At 60.9% G+C, this 10,574-nt stretch carries 9 protein-coding genes and 1 pseudogene; 8 read left to right on the top strand and 2 right to left on the bottom strand.

The annotated features are described in order from the left end of the window. Positions 1-158 precede the first annotated feature (158 nt). From ACCAA_RS06485 to eno, 7 genes are all read left to right on the top strand, one after another. Entirely contained in the window at positions 159-416 is a 258-nt protein-coding gene (locus ACCAA_RS06485; protein WP_186406406.1) for an acyl carrier protein, read from the top strand. Between the two features lie 12 nt (positions 417-428). After that, positions 429-1,250 (top strand): hydrolase 2, exosortase A system-associated, encoded by an 822-nt coding sequence (locus ACCAA_RS06480; protein WP_186406405.1) that lies wholly within the window; start codon positions 429-431, stop codon positions 1,248-1,250. Then, positions 1,247-2,212, top strand: a complete 966-nt coding sequence (locus ACCAA_RS06475; RefSeq protein WP_186406404.1) for a hydrolase 1, exosortase A system-associated — start codon at positions 1,247-1,249, stop codon at positions 2,210-2,212. The genes ACCAA_RS06480 and ACCAA_RS06475 overlap by 4 nt, the downstream gene beginning before the upstream one ends. 29 nt (positions 2,213-2,241) lie before the next feature. Beyond that, entirely contained in the window at positions 2,242-2,949 is a 708-nt protein-coding gene (locus ACCAA_RS06470) for a hypothetical protein (RefSeq protein WP_186406403.1), read from the top strand. 157 nt (positions 2,950-3,106) lie between these two features. Then, positions 3,107-4,219: a DegT/DnrJ/EryC1/StrS family aminotransferase gene (locus tag ACCAA_RS06465; protein WP_342674035.1), complete on the top strand. Its 1,113-nt coding sequence runs from the start codon at positions 3,107-3,109 to the stop codon at positions 4,217-4,219. Continuing rightward, the gene (locus ACCAA_RS06460; RefSeq protein WP_186406401.1) at positions 4,219-6,447 is read left to right on the top strand and encodes a GNAT family N-acetyltransferase; all 2,229 of its coding nucleotides are present in this window, start codon (positions 4,219-4,221) and stop codon (positions 6,445-6,447) included. Before ACCAA_RS06465 ends, ACCAA_RS06460 begins: the two co-directional genes overlap by 1 nt. Positions 6,448-6,607: 160 nt before the next feature. Beyond that, complete coding sequence (gene eno / locus ACCAA_RS06455; RefSeq protein ID WP_245754466.1) at positions 6,608-8,038, top strand: phosphopyruvate hydratase; 1,431 nt, start codon at positions 6,608-6,610, stop codon at positions 8,036-8,038. 254 nt (positions 8,039-8,292) lie between these two features. Here eno and ACCAA_RS21970 read toward each other — a convergent pair. Then, positions 8,293-8,562: pseudogene (locus ACCAA_RS21970) on the bottom strand (hypothetical protein); the annotation flags it as partial. A 214-nt stretch (positions 8,563-8,776) separates the two neighbouring features. Here ACCAA_RS21970 and ACCAA_RS06445 point away from each other — a divergent pair. Beyond that, positions 8,777-8,989, top strand: a complete 213-nt coding sequence (locus tag ACCAA_RS06445; RefSeq protein WP_186406399.1) for a hypothetical protein — start codon at positions 8,777-8,779, stop codon at positions 8,987-8,989. Between the two features lie 197 nt (positions 8,990-9,186). Here the strand turns inward: ACCAA_RS06445 and arsJ are convergent, their stop codons facing one another. Then, positions 9,187-10,485 (bottom strand): organoarsenical effux MFS transporter ArsJ, encoded by a 1,299-nt coding sequence (gene arsJ / locus ACCAA_RS06440; RefSeq protein ID WP_186406398.1) that lies wholly within the window; start codon positions 10,483-10,485, stop codon positions 9,187-9,189. Between the last annotated feature and the right edge of the window lie 89 nt (positions 10,486-10,574).

Below are 10,574 nucleotides of genomic sequence, written 5' to 3'. Positions count from 1 at the left end.
CCGCTACCGGCTGCCGCCTGATTGAGGGGCGGTGCCGGCGAGCGGGGGGCTAAACGATTACCACGGGACAGGTCGTTCGCTTCGGTATAATTGCGGCTCAAACGGTCGCTGCCCAGCCGGCAGCCGTAGCCGTCGAAATCGCACCTACAGGAGACTACATGGCTGTCGGACACGAAGTTGTGTCGGTTCTTGACGAGGTATTGAGCCTCAAGGGCCGCGCCAGCGGATTCACACTGAACACGCCACTGCTCGGGGCGATTCCTGAACTCGATTCGATGGCCGTGGTTGCCCTGATCACCACGCTGGAAGAACGTTTCGGGTTTGCCGTGGAAGACGACGAGATCGACGGCGCGGTATTTGCCACTCTGGCAACCCTGATTGACTTCGTGCAAGGCAAGCTTACAGCGGTTGTGTAAGCAGCGTCCGTGATGGCCTTCGAAGCATTCTTTCTGCCGGCCTCTGCGGGCCAGCGCCTGGCCCTCTTTCATGCTCCGCAGGCGTCGGAAAAGCCGCATGGAGCGGTTGTTTACGTCCATCCTTTTGCCGAGGAACTCAATAAATCCAGGCATATGGCCGCTTTGCAGGCGAGAGCAATGGCCGCTGCCGGCTACGCTGTGCTGCAGATCGATTTGCTGGGTTGTGGCGATAGTTCGGGCGATTTTGGCGATGCCACCTGGGAGGACTGGCTGGCCGACGTGGCCCTCGCCTGCGACTGGTTGCAACGGCGGACTGCCGCGCCGCTCTGGTTGTGGGGCCAGCGCACCGGCTGCCTGCTGGCAATCGAGGCGGCGAATCGCATGGAACGTCCGGTCAATCTGCTGTTCTGGCAGCCGGTTGTTTCGGGAAAACAGTTTCTGCAGCGGTTCCTGCGCCTGAAGATAGCCGCCGAGATGCTCGGCGGCGACGGCAAGGGGATGATGGAGCGCATGCGGAGCCAATTGAGACGGGGCGAGGCGGCGGAGATTGCCGGCTATCTGCTGTCTTCAACACTCGCCGGCAGCCTGGAGAATGCAGAGCTGATGCTATCGCATCGGTCGTGCCGCGTCGAATGGATCGAGATCTCCAGCAAGTCCGATGGTGGCCTGTCGCCGGTAGCCGTTGCGCGGCTGAGCCAGTGGCAGGCCGCCGGCCATCACGTCCGTGGCATCTCGGTGAATGGTCCCGCATTCTGGCAGACCGTCGAAATCACTGAATGTCCGGCGCTGCTTGAGGCCAGCATCATGGCCATGTCCGGGATCGAATCGACATGAATTTCGTTGAAGAAGCTGTGCTGTTCCCGTGTGCCGGCGACCTCTTGCTGGGCATCGTTGCCCGCCCACAGCCCGGGCCGGTCGAGCCTGCGCTGTCCTGCAGCGGCGGACAGGCGCTGCCGGCAGGGCAAGGGAATGGAGTTGGGTCGCAGGCTGCCGTCCACGGCTCCATGGCCGCCGGACGCTCGACCTGTGGGGTGCTGATCGTCGTCGGTGGCCCGCAGTACCGGGTCGGCAGTCATCGGCAGTTCCTGCTGCTCTCGCGCCGGCTGGCGGCTGAAGGTTATCCAGTGATGCGCTTCGACTATCGCGGCATGGGTGACGCCAGCGGTGCGATGCGCGGCTTCGAGCAGGCTTCGGCAGACATCGGCGCGGCCATCGAAGCCTTCCAGCGCGCCTGCCCGGCCGTCCAGCGCATTGTTCTCTGGGGGCTCTGTGACGCGGCATCGCTGGCTCTTTTATACGTCGACGCGACCCAGGACGACAGGATTGCCGGTCTGGCGATCCTCAACCCATGGGTGCGCTCCGAGGCCAGTCTGGCACAGACCCACATCAAACACTATTACGGCCAGCGCCTGCTGCAGCGCGAGTTCTGGTGGAAGCTGCTCAAGGGTCGGCTGGGAGTTCTGAAATCCGTTCAGGGCCTGCTCCAGACGGCGCTTCTTGCACGCCGTCAGAACCCGTCTGGCAGGGCCGAATCGCGCTCGTTCCAGGAACGCATGGCGGACGGCTGGCGGCAGTTTGCCGGGAGCGTACTCCTGATCCTGAGCGGGCAGGACTATACGGCCAAAGAGTTCATCGAGTTTGTCGGCACCAGTGGCGCCTGGTCGGGTCTCACCGCAGCGGCCAAGGTCCGCCGGATTGAGGTTGCCGATGCCGACCACACCTTCTCGACCCGGGCCTGGCGCGGGCAAGTCGAGGACGCCACTTTGGCCTGGCTCGACAGCCTGGTGGCGACTTGAATGACACCGCTACGGGGAAAATCCGGTCGATGAGGCTCTTCACCCTGAACAGGCTTCGCGCCACATATGACGAGCTTGGCTTCGCCAAAACCCTGGTCCTGATCATTGATCGTCTGCTACGCGCACTGGATCCCGCCTCCGGCCTCTACCTGTATCAGTTCGTCGCCCAGCCCTTGACCGCGCAGCCACGACTGGCGCTCAACCGAGCCAAGGCGTTCAGCTTCCGGTCGATCAGCACGCCTGATCCCTTGTTGCTTGCCTTGGGCCGACCGGCTGCCGTCATTGCCCAACGTTTCGCTCAGGGCGCCCAGTGTCTCGCTGCCCTCAAGGACGAACAACTGGTCGGCTGTATCTGGTTTGTGCGTGGGCACTATGCCGAGGATGAGGTGCGAGTTGACTACTGGCTGCCAGCGGGCGACGCCTATGTCTGGGATTTCGATGTGTTTGTGGTCGATTCTCATCGTCTGAGCTTGCTGTTTCCAAAACTCTGGGACGCCTTTGATGCTCTCTTGAAAGCGGAGGGTGTGGTCTACACGCTCAGCCGCATCAATTCTCTCAACCAACGCTCCTTGGCATCCCATCGCAGCCTGGGCGCTGCCGACTGCGGCTGGGCCATGTTCCTGCGTCTATTGTCTTTCGAACTGATGGTGAGCAATCTGGCGCCCTACGTGGGCGCCGGCAGGCTGAAGCGGCAGGCCTTGCACCTGGCACCTCTGGGTCAGGCGCGCGGCAAATGAACGAGCTCGAACGGGCGCTTCCCAACCACCTGCCAATGAGCCAGTTTCCGGTGGCGGACGGCTTGCCTTGAAGTTCCTTCGCTTTGACCCGGAACCTTGTGATTTTCCAGGATCGAGGGTATCTCCGTTGCCAAGCACCCCTGTCTGCCCATCGCCCATGTCGTGGCGCTCGGTATCGGCTCGGCAGCGAACGCCGAACCACTTCTGCCATTTCATGCGCGGTCGATATGCACTTGGCGCGGCATATCGACTCGCTGGTCTCGATAGCGAGGGAGTTCTTCTGGCCCCTGCCTATCATTGCGTAACGATGCTCGATCCGGCCTTGGCCCTGAATGCAGAAGTGCATCTGTATCCTCTTCAGGCCGATCTTTCACCCGACCTCGTCGCCCTGGACCTGCTTCTTGCCAGAATCCAGAAACCGGTCAAAGCGCTGCTGGCCACCCACTACTTTGGCATCGTCCGCGATTTTTGCGGTTTGAGACAGTGGTGCGTTGATCGCCATATCGTTTTGATTGAGGACTGTTCGCATGTCCTGTTTACCGAGAACTTTCGCGCACCCGGCAGCGGGATCCATGGTCAATTCGTCGTTTCCAGTCCCTACAAGTTTTTTGCCTGCGACGACGGCGGATTGCTCTACGCCCCTGACGCTTGCCTTCTCGAAAATGTGGCAACGCGATCAGCTACTTTTTTCGAGGAGTTACGCGGTATCAAGCACGTCCTGGAACGTGGCCGATCGACAGGGCGCCTCGCTGGCGACTTGGCTTCGATCGACTTGCGGTTGGCTGACATCAGCGCCGGCGCGGTGGCCCTTGGCAATCACGAAGTCATCGAACGGTCTGCGCCCTCATCGCTTTTCTCGGAACTGGCCGCCGCCAGGGCGTCGCTGCGTTGCTCGCAGTTTGTCGCTGAGCATTCATCGCTCGACGACAACATCCGCTGCCGACGCGAGAACTACCAGCGCTGGGTGCAAGCCGTCGCGACCGTTCCGAACTGCCATGCCCTGTTCCCTATCTTGCCCACAGACTGCGCACCCTATATGTTCCCGCTATATATTGACCATCCGGACCCACATTTTTATTGGCTGAAGCATCTCGGCGTGCCAATCTGGCGCTGGGACGAGATGGCCGACTCGGCTTGCCGGATCTCGCAGGACTATCGCCAGCACCTGCTCCACTTGCCGTGCCATCAGTCGCTGACCGGGATTGAGATGGACTGGATGACCGCCGCCGTAGACAAGACTCTCCACCGATCTGTCGCGGGAGCTCGGTGATGGGATGGGAAATCCACGGCGCCAAAGCCGCCTTCGCCGAGTTTGCCGAGGACTGGGACCGGCTGAATGCCAGACTGTGCGGCCGCCATCCCTTTTTCGACAGTCGTTTTGTGGGCCCGCTGCTGGATCATTTCGGCGATGGTCGCGAGCGGCTGTGCATTCACCGGACAGTCGATGGCATTTCGGGCGCCCTGATCCTTGGCCCGAGTGGACTGGGCAAGTGGTCGAGTTTTTGTCCGTCTCAGGTACAGGCAATTCCAGTCCTGCTTGAGGAGGCCTGCCTCCTCGAAACGCTGCTGGCTGCCCTGCCGGGACTGGGTTGGACACTCGAACTGTACGCCGTGGACCCACGTTATGCTCCGGACTTCTGGCGCTTGTCGGTTCCCCAGATCGTTATCGCACACGCGTGCTCAATCGGAATCGAACCGACGGGTGAGTTCACCGCTTACTGGAGAGAACGCCCGAAGAATCTCGCGAAGAACATTGGCCGCTATTTTCGGCGAGCAGAAACCGAATTCAGCGCCCCTTGCCTGTCAACGGTGGTCAATCCTGACGACATGGACGCCGCGATCACCCGGTATGGGGTACTTGAAACATCCGGCTGGAAGGGACGAGCAGGAACTGCGATTGCAAGCGACAACGAGCAGGGAGTATTTTACAGCGCGGTACTGCTGCGCTTCGCATTGACTGGCCAGGCGGCGATCTATGAACTTCATATTGGCAGTCACCTGGCTTCCTCGCGGCTTGTGCTGAGCAACGATCGCATGATCATCATCCTGAAGACGGCCTACGACGAAACCCTGGCGCGCTTCGCGCCGGGCCGGCTGCTGCTTTTTCGCTTGATCGAGGAGCAATTCGCGCTTCCTTCGCGGAAAACGATCGATTTTTACACCAATGCGACGCGCGATCAAAAGGAGTGGTCCACCTTTGGCTACACCATTCGTAGCCATCAAATATTCAGGAGCCCACTGTACGCGGCTGTTTTCTCGTTGCTCAAAGCTTTCCGGCAGAATTTTCGCGACTTCAAGACGAGCCGGCGAGCGTCGAGCCTTGATCCTCTGCCGGTCAGTGTCAATAGATACGAGAGCATCGAGGCACTGACCGCCGGGCAGTACGACCTTGGCGAGTTCTCGGCCAACCAGAGTCTTGAAGCATCTGTCGACTGGCTGGAGCTTCTGGAGAAGCAGGTCTACGCCGACGACCCAGGTGTGCGTTACTACGTTGTTGCCGAAAGGCAATTCCCTCAGGTGATCCTGCCCGTGAGATTGACGAAGAAGGGACCCGTCAGGAGTATTGAGTCGCTGAGCAACTACTATACGTCGCTGTACGCTCCTTTAGTGGGTCACGATGGCGATCTGGTCGATTTGAAGGACTTGCTTGCCACAGCAGGGCAAGACCATGGGGACGCCCATGTGATGCGCTTCACACCCATGGATCCCGACTCCTCGACGTACAAGGCCCTGCTCAGTGGGCTGCGGGCCAACGACTGGATCCCGTTTCAGTTCTTCGCCTTTGGCAACTGGTTTCTCAAGGTCGACGGTACCTGGCAAGACTATCTCAAGAAGCGAAGTGCCAACCTGCGCAGTTCAATCCGGCGACGATGCAAGGCGTTTGCCGCCGACGGGGGAACGCTGGACATCGTCACCACGCTGGAGCAGATTGAAGAAGCGATCGTCGACTTTCAGGGCATCTACGCTGCGAGTTGGAAAAAACCGGAGCCCTATCCCGAGTTCGTGCCCTCCCTGATCCGGCAGCTTGCCGCGCGGGGCATGCTTCGTCTCGGCTTCGCACGATTGAACAAGCGAACGATTGCGGCGCAGCTCTGGATAGTCGATCGCAACAAGGCCAGTATCTACAAGGTGGCCTACGATGAGGCCTTTGCGTCGTACGCACCGGGAACTGTGCTGACTGTCTACCTCATGCAGCACGTCATCGAGCAAGATCACGTCGCGGAGGTGGATTTCCTGATCGGCGACGATGGCTACAAGGCCACCTGGATGAGCGATCGCCGGGAGCGCTGGGGAATCGTGGCGTACAACCCAAGGACGATCATTGGCTTTGCGCTGCTGGTCAACGAGCTCACGCGGGTGGCGGTCAAGGCAGTCGTCAAGAGAATTCGGCGCACTTTGTGGCAAGTCCTCTCGATCTCCCGGCGTCAGGAGGTACGCAGCGGATCGGTGAAGCGCACGGTCAGCCATCGCCCTTCCGGTGATAAATACACTGGCTAGGCCGCCGGGACGGTCAACGGGGCGTCCGTTCTGCTATTTGTTTGCTGCAAACGCGTTTTCCTCGTCCGCAAGCATTGCACCGTGCGAGCTGAATTCGGTATGATCGCCTGGAAAAGTTTTCCGCGAAGTTTCCACCAAACCACTCCCACGGAGCTCGATCATGGCAAAAGCCAACAAAGCCAACAAAGCCAACAAAGCCAACAAAGTCAAGAAATCGAAGAATACTGAACAGGTCGACCAAGTCGAACAGGTAGAAGAGGAGGCCTCGGTCGCCACCCCGGAGTTCGTCAAGATCACAAAAGTCGTCGGTCGACAGATCCTCGACTCGCGAGGCAACCCGACCGTTGAAGTCGACATCACCCTCGACAATGGTTTCATGGCTCGCTCCGCTGTCCCTTCGGGTGCGTCGACCGGTGAATTTGAAGCCTGCGAACTGCGCGATGGCGACAAGAAAGTTTACCTCGGCAAGGGCGTGCTGAAGGCGGTTGAAGCGGTCAACACCAAAATTGCCAAACTCCTCAAGGGCAAGAATCCGCTCGACCAGCGTGCGCTCGACGAGGCGATGATCGCCCTTGACGGCACAGCCAACAAGTCGAACCTCGGTGCCAACGCGATCCTTGGTGCATCGATGGCGATCACCCTGGCCGGCGCCAACGTCAGCAAGATGCCGCTGTGGAAGTACATCGGCAAGATTCACAAGAACCGCGATTTCGCCTTGCCGACGCCGATGGCCAACATCATCAACGGTGGCAAGCACGCCGACAACCTGATCGATTTCCAGGAATTCATGATCATGCCGGTCGGCGCCGAGTCTTTCTCGCAAGGCCTGCAATGGATCACCGAAGTCTTTCACGCTTTGAAGGGTATTCTCAAGAAGGGCGGGCATGTGACGGCGGTCGGCGACGAAGGCGGCTTTGCGCCCAACCTGACCAACGACGAATCGCTTGAAGTCGTCATGCAGGCAATCGTCGCAGCCGGTTACAAGCCTGGCAAAGAGATCGCCATCGCGCTTGACTGCGCTTCCTCCGAGCTCTTTGACGAAGGAGGCCGCCAGGGTTACAAGTTCTGGAAGTCAAATCCGGACAAGCTGTTCACCGACGACGAGATGATCGCCGTGTACAGCGACTGGTGCGCCAAGTACCCGATCGTGTCGATCGAGGATGGTCTCGACCAGAGTGACTGGGAAGGCTACGTCAAGCTGACCAAGGCGCTCGGCGAGAAGGTGCAGATCGTCGGCGACGACTTCTTCGTCACCAACCCGATCCGCCTCAAGCAGGGCATCGACATGAAGGCGGCCAACGCGATCCTGATCAAGGTGAACCAGATCGGTACGGTGACCGAAACTCTCGACGCCATCAAGATGGCGCAGAAGGCTGGCTACGGCGTCATCTCGTCGCATCGCTCGGGCGAGACCGAAGACTCCTTCATTGCCGACCTGGCCGTCGGTACCGGCGCCGGGCAGATCAAGACCGGTTCGCTCTCGCGCACCGACCGCATCTGCAAGTACAACCAGTTGCTGCGCATCGAGGAGCAACTGGGCAGCAAGGCCGTCTACAAGGGCCTGAAGTCGATCAAGGGCGCTGGTTTCTAGGCTGACAGCCCACGGGAAAAAGGCATCGCCACGGCGATGCCTTTTTTCTTCCCAGTCCATCCCAGCCCCATCACAAGCCAGCCTTGTCGAGCCGCTTGATGAAGCTGAGTTTGCGCGCGTTCGCCTGACGCAACGACGCGATGCGCAGGCGAAAATCGCCGCATCTGCCGCGGACCTCGAGGTCTCGCAGGTCGACCAGGTGCTGCAAGGCCTTTGCCGGACTTCACATTGACGAAGGCGCTGTCGCTGCCGAAGTAGGTCAGGGCGCTTGCCGGATTCAGCAGACGCGGTGGCAGGCGCAGCTTCAGGAGGTGCGTGCCCCAGTTGGCGAGGTAGAGGAAAGCGTCGAAATAGCGCTCCATCCACACGTCAGGCTGACCTTTGAAGTCGCCCCACGAATACTCGTTGACGAAACTCGTCGGCGTAATACGCGCCCGCGTCGAGATCGACCGCAGCTCGCTCATCTCGGCGGAGGTGAGCGGCCGGTCGATGGCCTGGAATTCGTAGTATTGGTACTCGCTCATAGGTTCGGACTGACGATGAGGAAAAATCGAATTACGGAAGTTGAAGTATAGGCAGCCTGGCCGAAGCAGGTCAGTTGCCTCCGCCAGAAAGTCGTTAACAGCCCTGACAAGATGAGTCCGGTAGGTTGGGGTGAGCTTGCGAACCCCAACACGCTGCCATCGCTTACAGAACCTGCAATCGCCACATTCATTGACAGCATAGCGCAGAACGAGGGTGAATCGGTGGGGCTGTTGGGGTTCGCAAGCTCACCCCAACGTGCTGGCCAACACGCTGCGCAAGCTTGGCCGCCTCGACGCGGCGAGGGAGGAGATCGGCCGGGCGATCGACTGTTGCTCGCCGTTCGGCCATGCGGTCGAACCGTGGAGAGCTTGGGACATCCTGGCTAAAATCGAGCGCACCGCCGGCAACGCCTGCTTGGCGAGGTAAGCGACGCAGAAAGCGATCGCCGCTTACCTCGCGTACCGCCGCGAAGTTGCAGGCGATAGTCGCCGGCAGCCGCGACCGCCTCCTTGCTGACGACCCCCAGCTCGACTGCACAATGGCCGCAGAGATCCTCTGGCTGATCGAGACGCTTGAGCAGCGCCGTGCGCAGGGTGAACCGGCTCCACGCGCTGGTTGCGGCGCTAATCGCCCAGATCGCCGAGCTTGATCGGCTTCGACCTCGGGCCGATGTGGCGCGGCAGCAGAAGTGACAGCAGGCCGGCGACGAGGACGAAGGCCGATGAAGCCCACAGGCAGGCAATCAGGCCGTTGCTCGGCCCGCTCTGCAGTCCCCACTGGTAGAGAGCCCCCGAAAGCACCGTTCCGGCGAGACGGCCGGTGGCGTTGGCCATGTAGTAGAAACCGACGCTCATCGCCACCTTGTCGCTGTCGGTGTAGGCCAGGATCAGGTACGAATGCACCGCCGAATTCAGCGCAAAGATCGCACCGAAGACGATCAGTCCGCCGACGACGACGGTACTTGGCGCGACGCCGGCGCTCAAGCCCAGGGCGATTCCCGCCGGTAGCGCAGCGAGGACGAAAGCCAGAATCGTCGCCGTCCGTCCGTCGGGTTCGTGCTGCCCCTCGACGCGGCTGCGCAGCAGGCCGGGGGTCGCCGCCTGGACGATGCCGTAACCGATCACCCAGAGCGCCAGAAAACCTCCCGACTGCCAGAAGGTCCAGCCGAGCACGCTGGACAGGAAGACCGGCAGGCCGACAACGAACCATACGTCACGCGCGCCGAAGAGGAAGATGCGCGCCGCGGCGAGCTTGTTGACCGCCGCGTTGCGTGAGAACATTTGAGCGAATTTGGCCTTCTTGTTGGCCTCACCGAGACCCCCGCGCATCAGCAATGCGGCCAGGACCAGGGTGATCGCCACCAGCGCGACGAGCGCTTTGAGCGCGGTCTGGAAATCGAGCAGGGTGAGCAACAAGCCGCCGAGGAAGAAGCCCACCCCTTTGAGCGCGTTCTTCGATCCGGTCAGGATGGCCACCCAGCGGTACAGGGTCGCCGACGAATCCTCGGGGACGATCAGTTTGACCGCGCTCTTCGAACTCATCTTGGTCATGTCCTTGGCGATCCCGCTCAGCGCTTGCGAGGCCATGACCCAGGCGACGATCAGCCAGCCCCGGGGGGCAAAGGCGAGCATCGACAGCGCCACCAACTGGGTGCCGAGGCCGATGAACAGCGTCGTCTTGAGCCCGAAGCGGGCGCCGACGTAGCCGCCGAAGAGGTTGGTCAGGATGCCGAAGACTTCATAGAAGATGAACAGCGAAGCGACCGCCAGGGGCGTGTAGCCCAGATTGTAGAAATAGAACAGGACCAGCATGCGGGTGGCGCCGTCGGTCACCGTATCGGCCCAATAGGCGCCGGTGACCAGGACGTAGTTGCGCAAGCCGGCGCGCGAAGCGGCGCTCCTGCCTGGGGATGGATCGCTCATCGTTGTCCTCCAAGGTGCTCCCGGTGCCCGGGCGGTGGCCCGCACGAGTGGCGCCCACCGCCCCCGGCACGAGGTGGTGAAAGGCCTGT

It is taken from the genome of Candidatus Accumulibacter aalborgensis (assembly GCF_900089955.1).
GTDB lineage: Bacteria > Pseudomonadota > Gammaproteobacteria > Burkholderiales > Rhodocyclaceae > Accumulibacter > Accumulibacter aalborgensis.
This window is presented reverse-complemented; position numbering and strand designations above follow the sequence as displayed.